Annotated in this window: 33 protein-coding genes and 2 tRNA genes; 31 read left to right on the forward strand and 4 right to left on the reverse strand. The window is 47.2% G+C overall.

What is annotated here, in order from left to right; translation table 11 throughout:
• Positions 1–122: 122 nt before the first annotated feature.
• From M1D70_RS09160 to M1D70_RS09200, 9 genes are all read left to right on the forward strand, one after another.
• On the forward strand, positions 123–707 hold the full coding sequence (locus tag M1D70_RS09160) for a TetR/AcrR family transcriptional regulator (protein WP_456289676.1): 585 nt from the start codon (positions 123–125) through the stop codon (positions 705–707).
• 218 nt (positions 708–925) lie between these two features.
• On the forward strand, positions 926–1,711 hold the full coding sequence (locus tag M1D70_RS09165) for a hypothetical protein (protein ID WP_456289677.1): 786 nt from the start codon (positions 926–928) through the stop codon (positions 1,709–1,711).
• Between the two features lie 72 nt (positions 1,712–1,783).
• Positions 1,784–2,857 carry a WXG100 family type VII secretion target gene (locus tag M1D70_RS09170; protein ID WP_009589658.1) on the forward strand — a complete coding sequence of 358 codons (1,074 nt, stop codon included), beginning with the start codon at positions 1,784–1,786 and terminating at the stop codon, positions 2,855–2,857.
• A gap of 14 nt (positions 2,858–2,871) precedes the next feature.
• Positions 2,872–3,639 carry a membrane protein gene (locus M1D70_RS09175; protein ID WP_009589650.1) on the forward strand — a complete coding sequence of 256 codons (768 nt, stop codon included), beginning with the start codon at positions 2,872–2,874 and terminating at the stop codon, positions 3,637–3,639.
• Entirely contained in the window at positions 3,639–3,914 is a 276-nt protein-coding gene (locus M1D70_RS09180) for a DUF4176 domain-containing protein (protein WP_456289678.1), read from the forward strand. Before M1D70_RS09175 ends, M1D70_RS09180 begins: the two co-directional genes overlap by 1 nt.
• Before the next feature lie 38 nt (positions 3,915–3,952).
• Positions 3,953–4,225 carry a WXG100 family type VII secretion target gene (locus tag M1D70_RS09185; protein ID WP_456289679.1) on the forward strand — a complete coding sequence of 91 codons (273 nt, stop codon included), beginning with the start codon at positions 3,953–3,955 and terminating at the stop codon, positions 4,223–4,225.
• Positions 4,226–4,408: 183 nt separating this feature from the next.
• Positions 4,409–4,573, forward strand: a complete 165-nt coding sequence (locus M1D70_RS09190; RefSeq protein WP_009589607.1) for a hypothetical protein — start codon at positions 4,409–4,411, stop codon at positions 4,571–4,573.
• 82 nt (positions 4,574–4,655) lie between these two features.
• A tRNA-Met gene (locus tag M1D70_RS09195) sits at positions 4,656–4,732 on the forward strand.
• Between the two features lie 55 nt (positions 4,733–4,787).
• Positions 4,788–4,861, forward strand: a tRNA-Ile gene (locus M1D70_RS09200).
• A 119-nt stretch (positions 4,862–4,980) separates the two neighbouring features.
• On the opposite strand, the gene M1D70_RS09205 is transcribed toward M1D70_RS09200, so the two are convergent.
• The 3 genes from M1D70_RS09205 to M1D70_RS09215 form a co-directional block, all read right to left on the reverse strand.
• Complete coding sequence (locus tag M1D70_RS09205) at positions 4,981–6,141, reverse strand: site-specific integrase (RefSeq protein ID WP_456289680.1); 1,161 nt, start codon at positions 6,139–6,141, stop codon at positions 4,981–4,983.
• Positions 6,142–6,154: 13 nt separating this feature from the next.
• On the reverse strand, positions 6,155–7,039 hold the full coding sequence (locus M1D70_RS09210) for an ImmA/IrrE family metallo-endopeptidase (RefSeq protein ID WP_456289681.1): 885 nt from the start codon (positions 7,037–7,039) through the stop codon (positions 6,155–6,157).
• A gap of 70 nt (positions 7,040–7,109) precedes the next feature.
• The gene (locus M1D70_RS09215; RefSeq protein WP_456289682.1) at positions 7,110–7,472 is read right to left on the reverse strand and encodes a helix-turn-helix domain-containing protein; all 363 of its coding nucleotides are present in this window, start codon (positions 7,470–7,472) and stop codon (positions 7,110–7,112) included.
• A gap of 169 nt (positions 7,473–7,641) precedes the next feature.
• Between M1D70_RS09215 and M1D70_RS09220 the strand changes: the two genes are divergently transcribed.
• From M1D70_RS09220 to M1D70_RS09325, 22 genes are all read left to right on the forward strand, one after another.
• Positions 7,642–7,896 carry a helix-turn-helix transcriptional regulator gene (locus tag M1D70_RS09220; RefSeq protein ID WP_456289683.1) on the forward strand — a complete coding sequence of 85 codons (255 nt, stop codon included), beginning with the start codon at positions 7,642–7,644 and terminating at the stop codon, positions 7,894–7,896.
• A complete protein-coding gene (locus M1D70_RS09225) occupies positions 7,897–8,040 on the forward strand; it encodes a hypothetical protein (RefSeq protein WP_456289684.1) in 144 nt (47 codons plus the stop codon). It begins immediately after the preceding gene.
• Between the two features lie 15 nt (positions 8,041–8,055).
• Complete coding sequence (locus M1D70_RS09230; protein WP_456289685.1) at positions 8,056–8,349, forward strand: hypothetical protein; 294 nt, start codon at positions 8,056–8,058, stop codon at positions 8,347–8,349.
• 342 nt (positions 8,350–8,691) lie between these two features.
• Positions 8,692–9,207 carry an XRE family transcriptional regulator gene (locus M1D70_RS09235; protein ID WP_456289686.1) on the forward strand — a complete coding sequence of 172 codons (516 nt, stop codon included), beginning with the start codon at positions 8,692–8,694 and terminating at the stop codon, positions 9,205–9,207.
• A 281-nt stretch (positions 9,208–9,488) separates the two neighbouring features.
• Positions 9,489–9,854, forward strand: a complete 366-nt coding sequence (locus M1D70_RS09240) for a hypothetical protein (RefSeq protein ID WP_456289687.1) — start codon at positions 9,489–9,491, stop codon at positions 9,852–9,854.
• Between the two features lie 148 nt (positions 9,855–10,002).
• Positions 10,003–10,266: a hypothetical protein gene (locus tag M1D70_RS09245; protein WP_456289688.1), complete on the forward strand. Its 264-nt coding sequence runs from the start codon at positions 10,003–10,005 to the stop codon at positions 10,264–10,266.
• Positions 10,267–10,315: 49 nt separating this feature from the next.
• A complete protein-coding gene (locus M1D70_RS09250) occupies positions 10,316–10,585 on the forward strand; it encodes a hypothetical protein (RefSeq protein WP_456289689.1) in 270 nt (89 codons plus the stop codon).
• Positions 10,582–12,573, forward strand: a complete 1,992-nt coding sequence (locus M1D70_RS09255; protein WP_456289690.1) for an AAA family ATPase — start codon at positions 10,582–10,584, stop codon at positions 12,571–12,573. Before M1D70_RS09250 ends, M1D70_RS09255 begins: the two co-directional genes overlap by 4 nt.
• On the forward strand, positions 12,574–13,656 hold the full coding sequence (locus M1D70_RS09260) for a recombinational DNA repair protein (RecE pathway) (RefSeq protein ID WP_456289691.1): 1,083 nt from the start codon (positions 12,574–12,576) through the stop codon (positions 13,654–13,656).
• Positions 13,653–14,360: an MBL fold metallo-hydrolase gene (locus M1D70_RS09265; RefSeq protein ID WP_456289692.1), complete on the forward strand. Its 708-nt coding sequence runs from the start codon at positions 13,653–13,655 to the stop codon at positions 14,358–14,360. The genes M1D70_RS09260 and M1D70_RS09265 overlap by 4 nt, the downstream gene beginning before the upstream one ends.
• A gap of 181 nt (positions 14,361–14,541) precedes the next feature.
• Complete coding sequence (locus M1D70_RS09270) at positions 14,542–14,736, forward strand: hypothetical protein (RefSeq protein ID WP_456289693.1); 195 nt, start codon at positions 14,542–14,544, stop codon at positions 14,734–14,736.
• A 5-nt stretch (positions 14,737–14,741) separates the two neighbouring features.
• Entirely contained in the window at positions 14,742–15,014 is a 273-nt protein-coding gene (locus M1D70_RS09275) for a hypothetical protein (protein WP_456289694.1), read from the forward strand.
• A 23-nt stretch (positions 15,015–15,037) separates the two neighbouring features.
• A complete protein-coding gene (locus M1D70_RS09280) occupies positions 15,038–15,967 on the forward strand; it encodes a hypothetical protein (protein WP_456289695.1) in 930 nt (309 codons plus the stop codon).
• Positions 15,954–16,289, forward strand: coding sequence for a hypothetical protein (locus M1D70_RS09285; RefSeq protein ID WP_456289696.1), 336 nt, complete (start codon positions 15,954–15,956; stop codon positions 16,287–16,289). Before M1D70_RS09280 ends, M1D70_RS09285 begins: the two co-directional genes overlap by 14 nt.
• Entirely contained in the window at positions 16,267–17,700 is a 1,434-nt protein-coding gene (dnaB, locus tag M1D70_RS09290; protein WP_456289698.1) for a replicative DNA helicase, read from the forward strand. Before M1D70_RS09285 ends, dnaB begins: the two co-directional genes overlap by 23 nt.
• 13 nt (positions 17,701–17,713) lie before the next feature.
• Entirely contained in the window at positions 17,714–17,881 is a 168-nt protein-coding gene (locus tag M1D70_RS09295; RefSeq protein WP_456289700.1) for a DUF6906 family protein, read from the forward strand.
• 38 nt (positions 17,882–17,919) lie between these two features.
• Positions 17,920–18,087: a hypothetical protein gene (locus tag M1D70_RS09300; RefSeq protein ID WP_456289701.1), complete on the forward strand. Its 168-nt coding sequence runs from the start codon at positions 17,920–17,922 to the stop codon at positions 18,085–18,087.
• Positions 18,088–18,194: 107 nt separating this feature from the next.
• Positions 18,195–18,608 carry a RusA family crossover junction endodeoxyribonuclease gene (locus M1D70_RS09305; protein WP_456289702.1) on the forward strand — a complete coding sequence of 138 codons (414 nt, stop codon included), beginning with the start codon at positions 18,195–18,197 and terminating at the stop codon, positions 18,606–18,608.
• Between the two features lie 27 nt (positions 18,609–18,635).
• Positions 18,636–19,460 carry a hypothetical protein gene (locus M1D70_RS09310; RefSeq protein WP_456289704.1) on the forward strand — a complete coding sequence of 275 codons (825 nt, stop codon included), beginning with the start codon at positions 18,636–18,638 and terminating at the stop codon, positions 19,458–19,460.
• A gap of 96 nt (positions 19,461–19,556) precedes the next feature.
• Entirely contained in the window at positions 19,557–19,823 is a 267-nt protein-coding gene (locus M1D70_RS09315; protein WP_456289705.1) for a hypothetical protein, read from the forward strand.
• Between the two features lie 2 nt (positions 19,824–19,825).
• Positions 19,826–20,602 (forward strand): hypothetical protein, encoded by a 777-nt coding sequence (locus tag M1D70_RS09320; protein WP_456289706.1) that lies wholly within the window; start codon positions 19,826–19,828, stop codon positions 20,600–20,602.
• A 274-nt stretch (positions 20,603–20,876) separates the two neighbouring features.
• Complete coding sequence (locus M1D70_RS09325; protein WP_456289707.1) at positions 20,877–21,368, forward strand: hypothetical protein; 492 nt, start codon at positions 20,877–20,879, stop codon at positions 21,366–21,368.
• 125 nt (positions 21,369–21,493) lie between these two features.
• On the opposite strand, the gene M1D70_RS09330 is transcribed toward M1D70_RS09325, so the two are convergent.
• Positions 21,494–22,285, reverse strand: coding sequence for a hypothetical protein (locus M1D70_RS09330; protein WP_456289708.1), 792 nt, complete (start codon positions 22,283–22,285; stop codon positions 21,494–21,496).
• Between the last annotated feature and the right edge of the window lie 267 nt (positions 22,286–22,552).

Here is a 22,552-nt window from a genome sequence, read left to right on the forward strand (position 1 = left end):
CAAGATAAACGTAATGTCGGCCGCGGGTTGACAGTCGAAGGACGGATCGTTACATTAGGACTGTAAGCGGCTGATTTAGCCATAGACATCCGTAAGCCGAATAGAAGGGATCTAATCTACCGATGAACGCAAAAAAAGAAGCGGTGCTTGAGGCCACAAAGCGGTTGTTTCTGAAGCATGGGATTGTGCAAACCAGCATGGAGCAGATTGCCGAAGCTGTCCCCGTTTCCAAGATGACGATTTATAACTATTATCAGAGCAAAGAGGGCTTACTGGATCATGTGGTGGATCGCATGGTCGAGGAGCTGATGGCGATCTATCGCGGGATCATGGAGCAGGCAAAAGATCCGCTGGAGGCCTTAACCGTGTTCTACAGGGATCAGGAGAAGTTTTCGGCGCTCGTCTCGCAGCAATTTGTGTCGGATCTGGCCAAGTTTCCGGAACAGATGGACAAGCTGATTGAGTTCAATCAGAAATACGTTGTGCCGGAATTCGAAATGCTGATTTTTAAAGGCCAGCAGCTGGGACAGATCCGCAAAGACATTTCACCGCAGGTACTGGTCGCGTTTTTGACTTTCATCAAGGAATTTACGGCGCGAACGGAATGGTACCATGGTCTGGGCAGCCTGAATGCGGTCAGCGAACAACTGATGACGGTTCTATATCACGGCATTATCCGGAAGGATGAGCCGCTTAATCCAACATAACCGCTCAAACATTCCAGAGGTGATTGCCAAAGCCCGGGAATGTTTTTTTATGTTTTTGCAGCTTGATAGTTTGGGAGCCGTCTGATTTGGGTATATGTTCCTATAAATTTAGGGCCAGGATTTGGTAGAGGGGAAGGATACGTCTCACCTATAATAGTAATGATCACTTCGAAAACAAACATAAAATAGGCGGGACTGACCGTAAGGAGGAGAGATCTTTGGAAATTCCGTCCAGGATCCAACTGACCGGCAAGCAATTCTTTGTATTAACCGGCATTGTCGGTGCGCGGGCTGTCATCGGGTTGGAGGACCCTTTTCGCGGAACGCTCACGGAAGAGATGCCTGTTGAAGTAGCCAAGATAGAGCAGGAACTGCTGGAGAAGGGTTTGATTCAAACGGCCGATAACGAGCCGGTTCTTGTGCAGGAGCTCCTGGAATACATAGAAGTATGCAGCCGGACCTTGTTAACGATTCATATGAGGGTGGCCGGTTCGGAGGAAACGTCGAAGGAGTGTTTCATTTATTACAGTTCCAGCCTTGTCGTGAAGGCAGATATCGAAATCGGGCCAGGCGGCGAAAGGCTTTATGTGCTGGAAGAGCTGGGAACCCCTTCGGAGGCTTGGCTGAAGATCATCGGTTACCTGCAGCTGGAGGATCGAAAAAATCGCGATACAGGCACACTGGCCTTGCCTAAAGGCTGGTTCCAGCAATGGATGAACGCCGAGCAAGGGGGGCAGGAGCCTCGGAAGCACCTGCTTGCTCAAGGCTATCCGGAAACGGTCGTTGCTGCCTTGGCTGATTGCGTCAGCCATCCGGAGAGATATGCCACCTTCACGGCGTATTATTGTCCGGATCTGAACTGCCGGATTCAGGGAATCGAGCTGTTAAGAGGAGCGCAATCCAATTGGCTGATTCGCAACGAAGGCGAACAGGACCAAATATGGGGTGCTACGGTAACCGAGATCATCCGGGAACTCGGCGCGGTCATCGAGCGTATTAAGTGAGAGACGTTGCATCCTGATCCCGCATACTCAGATTTTTGCCTTCTCGATCAATGACATGGAGGATTGTTAGCTATGACCAAAATACGTGTGGTACCTGAAATGCTGAACCAGCAGGGCGCAGCGGTATCTGATATTGCACGGGAAGTCCAAGCGCTTCAGGAGCGGATGCAGCAGCGCATCCAGAGCATGTCCTGGGAATCGCGCCATCGCGCCCAGGTAGAGCAGCGCCTTGCGCAATGCAGGGCCGCGTGCCAATCGGTTGTAGGCCGTCTGGAGCAGAATCGCGGCCAGCTTGTGAAGAAAGCGGGGGATTTTTCGCAGACCGACCAATCGCTCGGGAACAATCTGAATTTCGGCAAACAATCGGTCGCCCAGGTGAGTCCGCATCTGCTGCTTCAGGCGAGTATGGCACAGAACGGAAATAAGAAGACGGATCCGCCCGTGACGGCGGCGGGCGTCGAATTCAATGCGCTCGCGCCATTCGGCGGCACGGCGGATCAATGGAAGGGCAATCCGCTTGCGGCCGCAGGAGTATTGTTCGGAACGGTAACCGCATCGGGCACGATGTACAAATACTGGGATATGTACCGGAACGGCTTCGGTGTATGGCTTGAGAAAGACAAGCGCGGCAACATGCGTGCCAACGTGACGAACGGCATGCTTGCCAATATCCGCAAAAAATCCTATGCCGAGTACAATTGGCGGAATCACCCCCGAATTCCGAAATACGTCCTGCCCGGCGCAGCCGTGAAGGACTCGCTCAGCTGGAAGGGCGGCAAGCTTGGTTATGCGGGCATCGCCATGCAAACGGTGGGAAATCTGGTTACGAATATCAATGAAAACAAGAGCGGGGCGAAAATAGCCGGAGACGCCGTCGTCGATGTTGGCGTCGGCGTGGGAACCGTGGTCGCTTCCGCGGCGGCTGGCGCTAAAGCCGGCGCGCTTATCGGCACGGCGGTGGGCGGTCCGATCGGCACCCTGGCGGGTGCGGCCATCGGCTTCGGCGTGTCGGTCGGTGCTTCCTATGTCATGGACGGCATCAAGTTCGCCGATTTTGACGGGGACGGGAAGAAAGATACCGTAACCGAAGGATTGAAAATGGGGGCGGAGAAGATAGGTTCTACGATAGCCGGATGGTTCAAATAAAGGGAGTGTCATAGATGAGCACGAAGATTTCAGAGGAAGAACAGTTTCATTTCCGGCTAATCCCCGCCGAGCAAATTCGGGGCGGCATCGTATGCTTTTTATTCATTATGCTCATCCCCGCGCTGGTCACGCTGGCGGCGCCGATGATGTCGGTTTATTTTTATGCGGCGGCGGCAGTGTGGGCGGCCATGCTGCTGTGGGGAATTGGCCTGAGCGTTAATCCGTACCGGTCTGAGGTCGGTTTTGTGCTGTACTTGGGGATTTACGGATTGGCGCTGGCGGTCACTTGCCAGCTGGCTATCTTGAAAATGATGTATGACATGGCCGGTGTCGAGTCGATGGGATATGGGCTTAGCTCGATCGCAGTGATGCTCCTGCTGCTCGTTGCGTTTTATGTTCTGCATGCAAGAGCGCTGCGGCAAGGGACGTACCAATCCATGGAACGCAAAGGCGGCATCGGCAAAGCAGGCAAAGCGGCCTTGCTGTTGGCAGGCATCGGTTACACAGGGTATTACGTCGTGGTTGCGGTTACCGGTGACCTTGGCGGATTCGTCATGGGCATGGCGGCTTTTTCCGTATTGTTGATTCTCGGCCTGTACCTGGCCGTTGTGTTCATCCCTCGATATCGGTTCATCCAGAACAATATGGAAAAGCTGAAGGCCCATTACCCCGTATTGGGATTGCCGAAGGAGCAGCGGAACGCCGCGTTTCTGAACAAAATGAATCAGGGCCGCACGCCGGCCGCACCGCATCGTCATAGCAAGAAAAGGAGAGGATCGTAATGACGCAACAACAGCAGCTGCTGCCAAACGGATCGATCGTCATTTTGAAGGAAGGCGAGAAAAAGCTGGTGATCTATGGACGCAAGCAAATTTTGGCGCTTGAGCAGCCGCAATTGTTCGACTATCTGGCTTGTCCGTATCCGGAAGGGTATGTCAGCCCGGAGTTTGCTTACGTGTTTAACCATGAGGATATCCAAGAGATTATTTTTACGGGTTACCAGGACGAAGAGGAAGAACATTTTCAGGCCGTACTGGCTGAGACGAAGGCAACTTAGCTTGCCAGGGATTAAGGGAGGAGCGTGAGGCGGATTCTATGTCAGGACGTATAGAGGTATCGCCCGAGGAGCTGCGCCGCGCGGCGGCAGACATTCGCAGCGGGAGTGACTACGGCGGGGAATTGGTCGCGAGGCTGTCCCAGGTCATTGAAACGCTGAATGCCGAATGGGAAGGCGTTTCCCAGCAGCGTTTTCGCACAGAGGCCGAGGAGACGAAGGCGCAGCTGATGAATTTCATCCAGATGATGCATTTGATGGAGCAGGAGCTGATGAGCATCGCTGCCCGGTTTGCAGAGGCCGACGGCCAATAAGCGAATGGGTTATAACCCGAGACAACAATCAGCATATGCGTATCCCGGCACGGTATACGGCATGGCTGATTGTTTTTATTATGGGGAGGAGAGGAGAACTTTGGGGGACGGCGTTTTTTTTTGTGGAAGTTTGGACATAATATGACAGCATTACATTATCATTTCGGTAAGGAGTCGCATAGGATGAACTGGGTATATTACGGCAAGCTCTATACAACCAAATTTCAGGCTGGGTGCTTCGCTAAACGTCTGGAGCAGGATGGCTGGCTGTTCGGGTATCATGATCCGCGGATGGTGGAGGTTTATCGTTCCAAGAAGGGGCGTTATGGCGTGCGATTCCTGCCTTGAGGAAATTCCATTAAAACAGCACTTGACTTGATGCAGGGGAATGGTGTATATTTATTCTTGTCGCTGTTTGATACAGCATTGACGCGGGGTGGAGCAGTTCGGTAGCTCGTCGGGCTCATAACCCGAAGGCCGCAGGTTCAAATCCTGCCCCCGCAACCAATTTTTAAACGATGTATGTATGACGTCCTTATGTTAATGTGTACATGTATGTTCAGGGCCCTTAGCTCAGTTGGTTAGAGCGGTCGGCTCATAACCGACTGGTCGGGGGTTCGAGTCCCTCAGGGCCCACTTTATGAAAACCCTTGCGATGCAAGGGTTTTTTGCTGTTTACAGGACTGTTTAGTTGCATAAAAAACAATGGTGAAAAAGCAGGAACTTCAATTTGCTAACGTATTTGCTAACGGCAGCTATTTATCCACAGGATCTCGCATCTTTTCAGAGTACTTATTGAGCTCTGCTTCGATTCTGTCAATGGCTTCATCTTGCATTGTAGGGAGTAAGTGAGAGTATCGCTCATTGAACATTGCTGGGGTCATACCAAGACGTTCAGCTGCCACTTTGGGGTTTATGCCAATCCGGAGTAAAAACGACGCGTGGGTATGTCTTAAATCGTGGAATCGAATCTTCTTTACTCCTGCCTTCCGGACCAAAACGTCCATTCCTTCTGTTATACGTTTCGGTTTTATATAACCGCCGTTCGGGTAGCAGCATACGAGATCATTATCCTCATACCCATCGCCGTACTCAGATTTATTCTTCTGAATCTGCTGATAGCGTTCCTGAAGGTCGTCTAAGATAAACTGGAATAGCTTTACCCTACGGATTGAATCATTCGTCTTAGGGCGCTGTATGACCAATCCTGAACGGGTCCAATTGGCTGTTTGAGTAACCAGCAGCTCCTTGCGCTCAAAATCGACATCCTTCCAGCGAAGACCCAGAATCTCACCGCGACGCATGCCAGTATAAATTGCGAGTGAGAAAACAATATAGTGAACATGACCTTTCGATGATTTTAGAAACTGGTTGAATTCTTCAACAGACCAGAACTTCATTTCCTTTTGCTCGTTTGCATTAACCTTGCTTCTCATGGATACCTTGCTCATAATATCCTCTGACAAGAGCCCTGATTCGGTGTAAGCGATCCTCAGTGCACGCTTCAGAATGCCGTGAATAGTCTTTACATACTCCTTTGAATAGGTTTTTCGTAGCTCGGCGTAGAATGTTTTGATTGCTCGAGGAGTTAATGCTTGAAGTCTTACTTTACCGAGAACAGGAATAATTCGAGCTTCAATAACCGTTTTCTCAGTATCATATGAAGTAGGCTTAAAATTTGGCTTAGCATGGGTTTCGAGATATTCCAGCAGGTATTCCCGAAGGGTTATTTTTGAGTCATCGACATGCAGACCTTTCTCAATCTCAGCAATTTTTAAGTGGCACGCTGTCCAGGCTTCCTTTTCGGTTTTAAAACCGCCTTTTGATTTTTGCCTTCGACCACCTGTCATTGGATCAGGTGGTAGATCGATTACATACGTATATGTTTTTCCTCTTGGATATACATGGCCTTTCATATATTAGCCCTCCTTAAAATTCATCTCCATAAAACCTTAGTAATTCCTCAATATCTTTTTTCTGAATTACAAACTTATTTGCAGAGTTATAATATCTGCTTGCCAGATGGCTCAGCTTTAAACTGACTTTTCCTTCTCTGGTATAATCCAAATCGAAAAACTTTACTGGTTTACTGTCTGTAAAATTCTCAAGCTGGCCATCCTCGACTACCTCAAATGGGCCATCTATGGAGAAAATGAGTTCTTCTTGAGTATGTAAAGTTTCATGGTCTACATGAATGATAAATTGTGAAGGTGCGATCAAATCATCAGCGGGATCGTAATATGCGTAGACTTTAGTCTCTCTCATATGGTCATGATCTCCATTACTAACATGATCGCTGTCTTCAACCTGTTTAACAGTCTCCGTTAACAACTTCCCTTGGCACAATCTATGTTGGATTTGTTCAAGTCTCTTTTTAGCTAGATACAACGGGACTTTGAAAATAGAGGCTAAGAAATGAATAGCATCATTCTTTCTTACAGGTAATCGAAGTTGTGAGATCATTGAAATCGGCATTGCTGCATAAAGAACAAAATTATCTGCTTCAGCTTCTTGAGCTCTGGTGAATTGCTCGGGCATGATTCTCTGATCACCAGAATGGCGTAATATATGGCATAGTTCATGCAGAAAATCGATCCATTGCCTTGCCCTTGACTGATTCTTATAAATGTTAATGGATCCTAACCCGCTCTTTATTTCCACCGCTTCACTACCTAGCTCCGAATAATAAACCCATACGTTTAGGCGCCTGGCTAATTCTTCAATATTCAGTTGTTGTGGAGTAAGTATTCCGTGTTTTTTATATAAGTCTTCGACAAACTGCTCTAAAAGAGTGGTTTCATAAAATCTAAACATGCTGCACCCCCTCAATTATAGGAATATATGTTCGGTTTTAAGGTAAAAAGAAAAGCCAATAATGGCTATTTCATTCTCCTTGTTGTTGACCAGGTTTACGATCTTTCTCTTGCTCCAAAATGAACTTTAAAAACTGACGCATCTCTGCCTTTTTCTGTTCTGGGGCATCCAGATATCCCTTGAAGAAAGCTCCGTGTACTGGGTTCTCAAGCAGTTTCTCAAGCTCTGAATCTTCATTGTTTGAGCGAGGGATATCTGTTCGACCTAGAAGATAATCGGTATCAACATCAAGTATGTCAGCTATAAGAGTTAAGGTAGCTGTATCCAAATCTCTTTTCCCTGATTCATAATTTCCGTACCCTTGTCGGGTAATCCCCAATTTGCTTGCCATATCTTCATGGGTAAGTTTTTTTTCTAATCTGTGGCTCTTCAATCGATCTAAGCGCACCATATCACCTCTTCTTATGAAGAAAGTATAACGCAACTATATGTTGCCTAAAAGCACCGAAACAAAAAGTTGCATAAAAGAGTTGACAGAAACAAAATGTTGCTTATAATGAGAGATAACAGGAAACAAAACGTTGCTTAAGGAGGTGGATGTAATGGCTAGAGAATGGTTAGCCAAACTTAGAATTGCCAGTAATAAAACCCATGATGATGTTGCAAATCAAGTTGAAGTTAGTCGTCAATATTATGGGATGATTGAGTCAGGAGTTAGAAATCCAAGCGTAGATCTAGCGAAACGAATCGCTTCGTCCTTAGGATTTGAATGGACTATTTTTTTTGTAGATGATGGAAACGAAATGTTTCGTGACGATGTACAGACAGCATCATCTGATCGAAAGGAGGTGGGGTAGGTGGAACAACAATTATCAGAAGCGAAGGCAGTTAACGAAACCTATGATTTTTCTAAAGTGAACGAATTGCTTTCACTAGGGTGGACATTACACAGCATGTGGCCAGATCAAAGTAAGACACGTTATGTACTCGTGAAATTTTGATAGGGAGGAGAGAGCATGGCAAGAGCACTTACAACCCCTTCAACATTGGCGGAAGCTTTACGTTTGGCTGCTGATCTCGCTGAACGAAATGAGGAACTGGAGAAACAGCTAGTGGAATTGCAAACATCCCAGTTTCCTGAGGTACTTCAATCAAAGCATATTCTTGAATTGATGGGGTGGTCAAAATCAACTTTGACATTTGCGGCAAATGATCCAACGTTTCCGCATCTGGATGGATCCAGAAAGAAAGGTGATGCAATTCGGTGTTTGAAATGGGATTTTTACGACTGGCTTAAATCGCGGAGGTGAAGAACATACGGTTTCGATGGATGCGCCAAACTTCCAGAACTGCCTGTGTTTCAGCAACAGTAACAAGAAGCCTGCTCAAAAACATTGATGTCGAGATCGCTCTGGACATGTCGCTTCCGAAGTACGCTATAAATCCGGAAAAGCTATCGAAGCTTGAAAGGAAGCGAGTCTTGAAGGAAGCGCAAGAAGATTTGAAGAGGATAGAAGAAAGCCGCCGGAGCGGTACCAGCTGCCAGCGGCGAAGGGGATGACGAGTGGGGAAGGTTTTCTTACAACTTCATAATACATCAGATCCTTGTCCGTCATCTCCCAATAAATCGGACAAAGGAGATCGATAAAGCAATGGCAATCGGACAGTTTGGACCAGCACTCGACGAAGTGCTGAAACGAAAAGGAGAGACGCGAGGGACGGCCGGCGCCGCAGCTCACGTAGATGCTTCCCTGATCGGGAAGATCGTAAAGGGAACAAGGAAACCTTCTAAGGAAGTTATGGCTTCCACGACTAAGCATTACGATGATGGTCAGCTTTACATTGCAGCAGCCGGGGAGGTTACTGGCGGCGCTTTTGCCCCCTGGCTCAACAATGTGGATTTACATAGAGCATCAGTTCTTTTCAAAACGGTCGAGGAAATCAAGGAAGTCTTAGTGCTCACATCCGAGGCGCCGATCAGCAAGACGGCAGATCAACTCAACGAATCAGAAAGAAAGATCATGAAACGGCTGCTGATGGAAACGGTCGAAGCGATAACGGCGTTGACTCACTTTGCAGCGGTCCTCTGTAAGGAATATTCATTCAGTTGGTTTGCCACGTGGAAAGAGCACCGCGCCGATCTTAAAGCAAAAAAATACATGAAGTGAGGTTTCGATATGTTGAGAAACGAGTTGGTAAAACAAGCTCTACAGGCTGGAAGAAATGCTGAACATAATCTGCAGGTCATCGTCCGGAATCCAGATAGGATGATTCACCCCAACAAATTGGTTGATGGAATCGACTATTTGAACAACATGATCAGATTCGCGGAAAAAGAAATAGAAAAAAAAGACCGCCGGCCAGGGCAGTCTCGGTTGAGAACACGTCTAATGAGTCTCTTGTCGTCTATTGTAGCTGACGAACAACGGAAGCGCAAGGAGGGTACGACATGATTGATAAAGGTTTAGTTATGGAGCAAGTCGGTAGGGATTTGTCGGAGCAAGAATCCCGGATAGTGGACTGGCTTAATGGCTGGAATTCCGATACCAGCAACACCGTCGCAAGACTTATTTATTCAGCTTATGAAAATGGTAGGCAAGCGCATGTTGTGGCAAGGGCACAAACGATGACAGCTGAGGATATTCAGGAATTCGTTCAGGCACTTGCCTTTCGATACAAACAAGTTATGGATGCATGGATTGTATCAAAGCCAGGAGACGAGAAAGCCATCTCAAATTACAAACTCTTTCAGAACGTTATCGATTCATTACCTCGAGAGATTTCAGGCCCATTTTGGGCAGAGTTCAATCGATAGTTTCAGGGCTGTCAGCCCTGTCTCTCGGCGTCGGACAGTTTTCTAACCTATTCTCCTGTTCGGCGTCGAGAGATGCGGCTAACGCATCCAAGGTGGTGCCAACCGCCGGACCACCTTGAAAAGTACATACGAAGGGAGGAAGAGAACTATGCAGGTTATTCAAAAACTGACCGTAGTCAGTAACCCAACAAGAATTTTTGAAGTCGGTACTGAGGTCAACAGCCGGGAAGTAATTGAGATCAAACAAGTGGGTGATGACAACATTTCCGAGTTCTGGGTGATCGATGAGAACGAACAGGTTATTGCCAGTGTAGAGAACTGCCCGGTCATTGTGGAATGGCAGAACATCGCTGAACATGATCAAACAGAAAATGACCCGCAGGAACGGGTCATATCTGGTGCCAAAAAATAAATTTTGTTGCCCCCATATTAGCAGATGGGGGCGAATCACACAAGAGGGAGTGATTGAATTGTCAACTGCTTTTTCGGCTGACGTATCTGGTCGGACAATCGATGTGGAGATTCAGCCGGCTACACAATATTCTCCGCCCGTACTGACTATCCGGCAACAAGCAGGTTCATTCCAGCTGCATGCAGATCCGGAGCAGCTAGCGGAACTGGAATACAAACTCCGGACATTTCTGAATGGTAATCGCTATCCGGAGACGCCAGATCAACAAGTTATTTTAAACCATGAAATGAAATCATCCATTGAGGAGGGAATCGCTTGAATAGGATTGTACTTGAGCGTCTGAAGTTTCGTAATTTTAAGGGGTTCCGCGAATATGCTCTTGCCACCAATGGTGGGGACGTAGACATCTTTGGTGATAACGGAACAGGTAAGACAACGATTTTCGATGGTTTCACCTGGCTGCCATTCGGTAAGGACAGTTTCAACCGCTCAGACTTCGAAATCAAAGAACTCGATACCACCGGAAAGGTTCGCAAACACAAGATTGAGCATGAAGTCGAAGCTGATCTTCTTGTCAACGGTCGACGCCGAACCTTCCGAAGAGTCCTCTCGGAAAAATGGACGAAGAAGCGCGGTTCAGTGACTGATTCCTTCGAGGGACATACCACTGACTATTATATCGACGGTATACCAGTTAAAGCTGGTGAATTCAAGGATGAGATTGATTCCTTGATTAAAGAGGATCTGTTCAAGCTTCTGACCAATCCGACTTATTTCAACGAGCAATTGAAGAAAGAAGAGCGCCGCAAGGTACTGTTGGAAATCTGCGGTGATATCACAGATGCAGAGGTTATTCACTCAAATCCGGCTCTTAGTCGACTGCCTGCTATTCTGGGTGATAGGGCCGTGGAAAGTCATCGGAAGATGGTAGCTGCTCGGTGCAAGGCAATCAACAAAGAAATCGAAGAGCTTCCGGTTCGAATCAGCGAGGCTCAACTCAGTCAGCCAGACATTTCTGATCTAGACGAGGAGCTGCTTCAGGAGGATATCGATACGCTTCGGTCCCGATTGAAAGCCAAAGAGGAAGAGAAGCTCCGCATCCAAAACGGCGGGGAATCAGCAGTCAAAGAAAAGCGAATCCGCGAAATTGAAGCCGAGATTCTTAAAATACAAAATCGATTGCAGTCAGATGCGCTGGATCAAGTGGCCATCAAGCGCAATGAAACTGGCCGGTTACAAGGAGAGCATGACGCTTTGCGTCGGCAGATTGATGATAAACTTCATCGGATCGAGCAAGGTGAAAGAACCATTGATGCTAATAAACATGAGGTTTCTCGCTTAGGGGCTGAATGGGCAGAGGTTAACGAAAGAGAGTTTGAAGGCCATCAACATGATGAAAAATGTCCGAGTTGCGGACAAGCCCTTTCGGCTGAGCAAATTCAAGAGGCTCACACCAAGGCTGAGGCAGCGTTTAATCGCTCCAAAGCTGAGAGACTGGAGCAGATCAGCAAGAAAGGAAAAGCGGCTAAAGAAGAGATTCGTCGTTTGGAGCAAGTCAATTCTCGACTACTGGATGAGATTAATCAGTTAAGCGACAAATCAGCTATCATGCAAGCTGATCTGAAGGCAGCCGAGACAGAACTCGAAAGATTACGTTCCGGCATTCAGGATCCCAAGGCAGATCCGGAATATCAGCAACTTCTTACAGAGAAGGAGACCATTCAAGAGGAGATCATTCGTCTAAGCGATTATGCTAAGGAAGAATGCTGGCGGGTACAGCAAGATATAAACGATATTCAGGCTGAGCTTCGAAAGCTGGAAGAGGATAAAGCAAATTTTGCTCAGGTACGGAAGACAGAGCAAAGGATCGCCGAGCTCGAGAAGCAGGAGAGAGTCCTAGCTGCCGAATATGAGCAGTTACAAGAGGAACTGTTTCTCACAGAGGAGTTCACCCGTTCTAAGGTTGCTCTACTGGATTCGAAGATCAATTCCAAATTCAAATATGCACGTTTCCGATTGTTTGAGGAGCAGATCAATGGGGGGCTGAAAGAAGTTTGTGACACCCTCTACAATGGTGTACCTTATGACGGCGGGCTCAACAACGCAGCTCGTATAAACGTTGGCCTGGACATAATCAACACCCTCTCTGAGCATTATGGATTTTCGGCGCCGATATTTATCGACAATGCTGAGGCTGTAACGCAGTTGATTGATACAGATGCCCAAGTGATCCGGTTGATCGTTTCCGAAACTGACAAGAAGCTCCGGATCGAGACGAAGAATAAAAGCATGCAGGAGGCGATCTAATTGACCACAGAAAATCAGCAGGCTATTGCAAAAAAAGAGCCGACCCAGTCTGAACGCTTCATGACCAAAGTTATATCAGAATTTGGTTCAAGTGTTGGCGAAGTTGCATTAACAAACTTTCAAAAGCGACTCGCTCAAAATTACTTCGTTGCCTTAGATTCCGTTCTCAAGTCCACGGAAGAGAAGCGCTTGAAGAAATCCGAAAGATATCGAGATGCCTTAGCCGTCACTTGGGCGAACGTGAATATGGACAAGCTTGCCCGCGATGTTGTTGCTTACGCACGAATTGGATTTGATCCATCACAACCGAATCACATCAACCTAATCCCTTTTAAAAATAACAATACCAATAAGTATGACATTGTCTTCATTGAAGGATACCGCGGACTTGAACTAAAGTCCGTGAAATATGGTTTGGATATTCCAGATCACGTAACAGTTGAGCTTGTTTACTCCAATGATTATTTCGTTCCAATCAAAAAAGATGCTAATCATCCACATGAGGGGTATGAGTTTGAAATTAAGAACCCCTTTGATCGTGGATCCATCCTTGGTGGCTTTTACTTTCATTCATACACAAAGACCCCTGAAAAAAACAAGCTCGTCATGATGACGATTAAAGAAATCGAGAAGCGCAAGCCTGACCACGCAAGTCCTGAGTTCTGGGGCGGTGAAAGGGACAAGTGGGAGAACGGTAAAAAGGTAGGCAAGGAGTCTGTTGAAGGCTGGTTCGATAAGATGTGCTGGAAGACGGTATATCGGGCTGCGCATAGCGATATCACCATTGACAGCCAGAAGATCGATGATGATTATCTCCGTTTGAAACAAATGGAGAGTGACTTCGCGGAATCTGAGGTGAATCAGGAAATCAGTGAGAACGCGAACAAGAATGTCATCGACATTACACCACCAATCGACACAGATCCGGAACCTGATCCAGCCCAAGCAAAGAAAGAAACCTCTTCAGGCAGTACTGCTAAATCCAAGCCAGATCCTGCTGATCAACAAGCGATGGACTTTGAGGATTTCTCAGGTGATGTACCTCAAATGGAGTCGGCTGGTAGCGGCCCTGAGTCCTGGTGATCGATATTCAATGTCTAGGCTCCAGCAGTGCGGGCAATGCATACCGGATTAGCGATGGGAAAACGGCTCTCCTTCTGGAGGCCGGATTTCCTTTCAAATCACTGCAGCGGGCTTTGAAGTTTCGAATGACGAAGATTGCGGGCTGCCTGATCACCCATGAACATCAGGACCATAGCAAGGCCGCCAAGGACATCATGAAGGCTGGTGTGGACGTGTATACCAGTCAAGGCACAGCGGACGCCAGAGGCCTCGCAGGGCATCGTTTGAAGGTCATCAAGGCAATGGAGCCGTTTCAAGTTGGCACCTGGTCTATTCTCCCCTTTGACATACAGCACGACGTCGAGGAGCCACTAGGGTTCCTTCTGGCCAATACGGCCGGGGACAAACTGGTCTTTTTGACGGACACCTACTACTGCCGGCATCGCTTCCGGGATCTAACCCACATCATGGTGGAATGCAATTATTCGATGGACATCGTAAAGGAACGGGTGACATCCGGCCGCCTGCATCCAGCACAAATGAAGCGGCTGCTGAAGTCGCACTTTGGTCTGGAACATGTAAAAGATTTCTTGAAAGCCAATGATACCCGAAACGTCCAAGAGATCTGGCTCCTGCACTTATCGGATGGCAACAGCGATGAGGAACGTTTTAAGCGAGAGATTCAGGAAGTGACCGGTAAGATGGTCCGTGTGGCTGAACGATGATCGATGATAAGCCATTGATGCGCAGTATGATGGGCGATCGGATCTGGAGGCTAATGCAGTCGGATCCGGAAGCATTTAAACGGGAGACTCGGGCCTACTTTGCACGAGGGTATCCTGGGTGGACAGTTGTCCGAGTGATATATCCAATCGTGTTCCTGCGGGATGACAGGGGGCGTAAAACATGAGTGAACCCATACAGTTGGATCTGTTCGAAGAGCAGGATGCGCAGACGGTTTTAAACGGCATGTACTACGAACGGTCTTCAGGTAAGTTTGTCTCCTATGTTCTCGGCAGGCGGCACTTTGAAATAACGCCTGGCCGATGTCTTGGTGATAAGGAATGGAAAGAACGAATTATAAGGGAGCGTGCGATATGAGCCAAATGACAAAGGAAGAATTAAACCAGCGTACGAAGGAAATTGTCGATTTTCTTTCCGGAAAAAACGAGGAAGCGAAGATGGCGGGGATTGATCAGCACGGCCATTTCTATACTTCCGTTGCCTTTACATTAGGATCATTGATCGGATTTGACTTGAAGCCTGAAGGATACGGCCCAATTATCGCAACAGTGATTGAATCCCTTACAGACGGGTTGCAGACAGCAGCCCAGGGCAAGGGAGTAAATGGAACCTTTATCAAAATCGTGCGGGATTAATAGCAATTTAAGGGGATGAGTCGATGCCCGAGGGAAGTTACTCTTTTCCGATTTACTCCGGATTACTTGAGCCAGAACATTACAAACGAATAGGCAGCGCGATATGGCTTTTCCTCTGGTGCGTAAGCTCCACGACGGCGGAGAAAGACGAAGAAGGAACGGTCTGGGGCATCGTCCTTGGGAACAAGCCTATGAAGCTGTCAGAGATCTCCGAAAGGTTCGGAGTCAACGACAAAACTGTGAGCCGCTGGTTGGACACCTTAGAGATTCATCAATACATACGAGTGACCAGGGCTCCAAGAGGCTTAATACTTTGGGTCAGAAATTCCAAAAAGAGACCGGACAAAAATGTCCGATCACCCGGAAGTGAACAGACAAAAATGTCCGATCACATCGACGGTGATAAGACAAATTTGTCTGATCACAAGCAAACTGATCAGACAAAAATGTCCGATCAGACGTCATTTTCGGGTAGTGATCGGACAAATATGTCTGATCTAAAAGATATTAAAGATCTTATTACTACTACTCCTACTACTAGGGAATGGCATGAGGAAGATGCTGACCCTCAGATAGACGGAATGATTGCCATTTTAAACGCTTATTGCAAATTGAATAACAAGCTTGATTTCCACGTTAGACAAAAAGAGCGCGAAGCCATGGGTAAGATGGTCGCCGGGGGGATGCCGGTACCCTTTACCATCCGAACTATGGAGGGCCTGCTTCAGGCAAAGCGTGAACGGGAGGGAGAAGGTTTTAAATACCCAACCAGCTTTTTGTACTACGTGGACGGAATTCACGAAGCTTGGCAGAACTCCCAAACTACCAGTCCGTCGATGGCTGGAGTCGCCCAGGGAGCGCCAGAGCAACCGAAACGAATGAGCAAGCAGCAGCAGGCGCTTGAAAACTTACGAAGACGAGCAAGGGAGGAACGGCAGCGTGAACAGAGCTGAGGTAATCGACCTTTTCATCGAAATCAAGCAAGAGTACCCGCAATTTAACGATAGTGACGAAGAGATTGATCGCCACTTGAAATATCTCAAAGATTTCCCGTTTGAAGCAGCTTTGCATAATGTCGAGCAGCACATCAAGACAAAGAAATGGCCACCTGGCATATCAGAGATCCGAGGAAGCTTGGGGGAACAGATCGAGCGCGACCGAATGAAATCCTTTACCCAGGAGTATTTCGCTGAACGCGCCCGTGCTCGAGAAGAAGCGTGCCCACCTCCGCCAGGTTGGAAAGAGGCAGTATATGCAAAGCTCAAACGTGCCTGACATGATCCTACCCGAGATGCCGCATGATTTGGCCGCTGAGTGCTCGGTACTCGGTGCTATCCTGGTCAATCCGGATGTGTACGAGTACGTTGAAGCACTGGTCCCGAACGCCTTTTATCGCGCAGAGCATCGGCTTATCTTTAGCAGAATGATGGAACTTGCCGAGGAAGGGCAGCCGATCGACCTGGTGACGTTGGCTTCTCGTCTGCAAGATCAGAAAGAGCTTGAAGATACAGGTGGCGTCAGCTACTTGTCAAATCTGGCTCGCTCAGTTCCGACGACAGCAAATATAGAATCTTACGTCAAGTCAGTCCTAACCAAGTACACGTTGCGTGAATATATTCGGTCAAGCATGGCCGGGATACAGGCTGCTATGGCCGGTGAGGATATACGACACCTAGTCACATCAGCTCAGCAAGTTGCGACAACACTGGCAGATCAAGCAGCTCCTAAGAAGGATTTCAAACGAATCAATGACGTCCTGGTGGAAGTCATTGAGACGACAGAGGTTAAATCAGAGGCGTATAAGACAGGTAATGTTACGGGACTTCAAACTGGGTACACAGATTTGGATTTAATCACAGCCGGTCTACAATGTAGCGATTTAATCATTGTCGCTGCCCGGCCATCTGTTGGGAAGACAGCTTTTGCTCTCAACATTGCGCAGAATGTAGCACTTCTGAGTAGGGAACCTGTAGCGATATTTAGTTTGGAGATGTCGGCTGCTCAATTGGTCACCCGAATGGTCAGTGCTGAGGGGAATCTGGAAGCCAGTAAACTCCGGATGGGTGATATGGCGGAAGATGATTGGAGCAAAATGTCCGCGGCTGCTGGTGTCCTCGGTGGTACGAATATTTTGATCGACGACTCAGCTGGAATCACGGTGCATGATATACAGTCGAAATGCCGGCGCCTTAAGAAGCAGGAAGGACTTGGACTTATCGTAATCGATTATCTGCAACTGATCGTCGGCCGCAGCAAGGGTCGTGGGCCAGAGAACCGGCAGCAGGAGGTCTCGGAGATCTCCCGGACATTGAAACAGCTGGCCAAAGAGTTGGATGTTCCGATTATCGCGCTTTCCCAGCTTAGCCGCGGCGTGGAGCAACGGCAGGATAAGCGTCCAATGATGAGCGACCTTCGAGAATCCGGATCGATCGAACAGGATGCTGACATTGTGGCCTTCTTATACCGGGATGATTATTACGACAAAGAATCCGAGAAAAAGAACATCATCGAAATCATTATCGCTAAACAGCGGAACGGCCCTGTGGGTACTGTGGAGCTGGTGTTCCTGAAGCAGTTCAATAAATTTGTCAATTACGACCGGATTCATTCAGATCCCGGTCCAAAGCCACCAAATCCACCAAAACAAAACAAGGTGGTCAATATAGATAAACGCCAATGGGCATGAGGGAGGAATAACATTGGGGAAACAAACGAGGCCAACAAAACCTACCCGTAAGCAGAAGGAAGAAATGAAGGCATGGAAGCTTGTTCCGGATTCCTGGCTAGTCGTCCAAGATACCCCGACGGAGTTGCTTCTGATTAGCAAGAGCGGATTAAAGAAACGCTCCATCCGCCGAGGTGCCTGATGGGGAGTCCTTGGAGTAGATGGAGCGTCTACGAATACATGAAGCACCGTTTCGTCCGGACTGGCCAGGTGCCTGATCAGGACGAGCTGCAAGCTGAATTCGCGGGGATTGATCAAACTGAGCTCCAAGAGGGGATTGCTGAGTTCGACACAATCGCTGCTGGATGGCACGGAATGGAGATGCAGCATGCAACGGAAATTGATTGACCCATATTTTCAAGAGTCCCCGTGGGAAATCATTTACGACGACGACGGCCGGCAGATAGGGGAAGTGTTCATGCTCTTCGGGGAATCGAGAAAGGAGGCGACGCCATATGATCCAGTTCACCGTTTACGGCGAACCCGTCGCGCAGGGAAGGCCAAAGTTCAGCACCGCCGGCGGCTTCGTAAAGGCTTATGACCCGGCGAAGTCTCGGAATTACAAGGATTATGTCCGGCTCGCAGCCGCTCAACATGCACCGAAAAGCCTTTTGGAAGGGCCGGTCGGAATGATGCTCACCGTTTACCGATCGATACCTAAAAGCTTCAGCAAGAAGAAGGCAGCTGCAGCTGAAGCCGGCGAGATACGGCCGACAACCAAACCAGACGTTGACAATTATCTAAAGGGTGTAAAGGACGCCCTGAAAGGTGTCATCTGGAAAGACGACAGCCAAGTCGTTGAAGTGTTTACCCAGAAGAAATACAGCGGTCGGCCGCGCATCGAGGTCAAGATCAAGGAATTATCCTAAAAATATTACGAGGGGAAAGTGATAGGGATGGTTAAAAACTACGCAAAATTTACTGCTGAAATTCAAAAAGGGATCAACATCAAAGGTTCAGATGTGGAAATGAAATTATTAATTCCGTTGAAAGCTGCTCAACCATACCTGAATTTTCTAAGCAACAGTCAAGGTAACGAAGTAAATATCTTTGTAGGAAATCCGCAAATGGCATTCGACTTCGAAGAGGATGAAGACGATGCCTACAAGCTTTACCAAGGTGGCCGTCGCGTAACAGCAGATGCCTCTGGTGTGGTCACAACGGTTGAGCAACCAGATGAGCAGAAGGATGAGAATCAGGCTGAGCTGGACCTCGATGAGTCCGGATCAGAGGGATCCGCTGAACACAGTGATGGACAAGCTGAGGATCCTGCAGGGGACCCTCCACCAGAGGAAAGCGACGAGCTGAACGATTACGAAAAGGAAATCATGGGCGAGGGTTCAACACAAGGAGGTCCCGATCTTCCGGAATGGATGCAGGAACAGCAGCAAGCGGATAAACCGGATGGAAATGAGATGACCTTCGAGGGTGCTGATCAAGAGCCAGCAGCGAACGGGAACTCTGAAACTGAGGAAGGCCAGGTATCTAGCGATGAAGAGATCAGCAAGGAAGATCTTGAACAGTTCATTTTAATCGAACGTCCTACCTTCGACGAGCTTCCATTTGATTTTCCTATGTTCTTGGAAAAACGCCTAAATGAGGGCAAAACATGGAGTGAAATTTCAAGGATTGCAGGCATTACATCGAGCCAATTACAGCCGAAGTGGAGAAAGTACAAGGAAATGGTCACCAAGATGATGAAGGACGGCGGAGCCGCTTAATATTGCAGTGTCACAACCCCGGTCGAAGCAGACCGGGGTACCTAAATACATGCGTTTAACAGAACGTCAGTTCTTAAAATTGGGGAGGAATTAACGGTGGATGAGCAGACCCGTAGACGAGTATTTCAGAAGGTGAAGACCTTCAGCAATCATAAATTCTGGAACTGGATGAACTACATGCACAGTAGAGCCTATGCAAAGGCAGCACAGCATTATGAAGAAGCGATGGGGATCGTGCTGCAACCGAAACAAGCAGCTGCAGTAAAGTCAAAGGCAATCGAAATCCGCGAGAAATGGGACGGGATGTCTACGGTAACGATTGACGATACTGAGGGTGCTGAATTCCATTCACTGGGGGTGTAGGTATGGCGAGATTTCCTAACTGGACGAAAGAGGAGGTTGAGTACCTTCAGGATCAGTGGGGAGTAACCAGTATAAAGGGGATGTCAACTCGGCTGTGTAAAAGCATCAATGCCGTAAAGCTTAAGGCTCAGCGAATAGGGTTATCTGATGCCAGGATGAACTTTGACGGTATAACCGTTTGCCAGCTTGGCAAAGCGCTTGGTCGTGAATACTCCACCATGAAAAACTGGATCAATCGTTATGGGATGCCCGCCAAGAGGAAGTTGTTTGCTCAAAGCGCGAGGGTTTTGGTTATAGCTTATTCCGACTTCTGGAAATGGGCTGAGAAACATAAAGAGCTGCTGAATCTAGCCAAAATGGAGCCAGGAACAATCGGGCCGGAGCCTGAATGGGCGAAAGTAAAACGAAAAGCAGATCAATTAAGGTCTCAGAAAACATGGCAATCTGTTGACTGGACGCCTGCAGAGGACCAGAGGCTTGCTCAGATCCTGAAAACCGAAATTACTTATCCGGAATTAGCCCGCATGTTTAACCGATCGGAATCGTCCATAAAACGACGAATCCATGATCTTAACCTCAAAATGCGGCCGGTCCGCCTGAATAACCTGATCAAATATACACCCGATGAAGTCCAGACGTTGCTGCGTATGGCTCAGGAAGGATACAGTTACGAAACAATAGGTGCGGTGTTAGGAAAAAGTGCGCTCGGTGTCCGAGGGAAGTTGGAGCGAATGGGGTTTGACTTTAAACGTCGGCGGTTAAAAGAGACAGCAAATTGAAAGGTAAAACTGATTTTTATATGTCTGGGCGACCAAGTGAGTTCAGGAGTTGTGCTACGACTAAAGAGCAACCGCATATTACAAGCAAAACAAGAACCATGATAATAACAAATTTCTTACCATTCATCATTTTCACCTCGAAAGAATTATATCAGATATTTAACCCATAAGGAGATAGTACGGATGAATGAGACCCCCACATCCTTGGCCGGGGCGGGGGTCAATAAACAATTTATTCCTCTCAATAATTATATCATAAAGGGGATTGAGGGGAATGGCGATGGCATGGGGACAAGGAGAGCTCTTTCCAAAAGCAACTGAATCGGAGATCCAGCGCACAAAATTCCTGCTCGGAAAATATAAAGAGATGACGATGCTTATGCAGGATTTTGAAAAATTCGAACAGGACCTTAAACAAGTGGCCGTTGATGGCGAAGCAGCTCGTCGAATCGATCAAGAGGATTTACACGCCGATAAGACGGCCAACGCTACGATTTTGATTGAAAAGCAACGTTGGGTGTATCAGCAGTACAAATTTTACACACAACAGCTTCAGAGGGCATTCGGATTGATTCAAGACGATGATGAAAGGAAGGCTGTCGATTACAGGTACATGCAGGGTTATTCTTATAAGGAGACATTGCTGTTTTTCAGGCATGGCCTGAGTGACAGCACTATTCGCCGTAAGATAGCTGAAGGTACTGAGAGCATGGCTAACACGTTAAAACTGATGGGATTCTTTGAACAAGATAATGTCGAGTTTTAAAGAGTTGGCAACTAAAAAAGCGGCAAACTAAGAAGCGAAAGGTCTTAGTTTACCGCTATTTTTATTATACTAACGTTGTTAATATGCTGTCAGAATAAACAGTTGTTGTCTCGTGCATCTTGTATTTAGAATGAGGCTAAACTCGAATCAAATGCATCCCATGAAAGAGGAGTTGTAGTTGTATTCCATGTGGCATTGAGTCCAATCGACCCAGTACCATATGTAATACCTACACCTGTTAAAGTGGATTGTGTAGATGTCCAAGTATGACGCCATTTAGATTGTACGTAGAACGGTCCAGTCCCACTTGGTTTTTGAATGTAGAACCACGCGTCCCCATTATCTCCGATGTTATCTGTAAATCCATCTTGATCATCGATTGTATAAACTATTCCAGATCCACTTGGTCCTGAAACGTTACCTCTAGTAGGATGATCATCGCCATCTTCATCTCTAACATATATTTGAGCAAACTCTCCTTGAACTCCTACAGACTTACCTTGTCCATTTACTACTGCAATCGCCAGAATGTCTGGGGCGTTCCCTGAAGTGTCATCAAAATCCGAGCAGGAATCATTAAAGTCCCATCCTGCCTGGATAAGATACATATAACGAGAGTTAACTGCGTCCCATTGTTTTAGAACATTCTCATTTATCACTGATCCACAACCAGATGGTGAAAAAGGCGTCATAATACGATCATCCGATGATGTCTCAACAACTTCCCAGCCCAATTCTTCTAACTGATTTATTCTGTCTTCATTATTTTTTGTGGAAATAAGAACCTGGTCTGCCTTCTCAATAAAGTCAGGCTTTGATTCGATTGGTGCTGCTGTTGCCGAACCCAAACTACTTGTAGTCAGTGCTAGAACAGAAGCGATCACAAATAAACTCTTAATCTTCTTTTTTACTGTCATTATAATACCTCCCTAATAAATGTAATTTGATGATAATATATGGAAAATGGTAATGTCAACCAAAATATTTATTATTTACATTAAAATGGAATTATAGTAGTATAATGTTTAAGTGACTTCGAAGGGAGTGGTTTGTATTAATAGATATTTTGCTACCGTTGTAATTTTTTTTATGGGCTTTCTTTTCTTATTCACTCCTGAATTACTATTCTTAAATTCAATTATTAATTATGGGAGTTTGTTGAAAAAACTGGTAGATGTAATAGG

It is taken from the genome of Paenibacillus sp. AK002 (assembly GCF_053903045.1).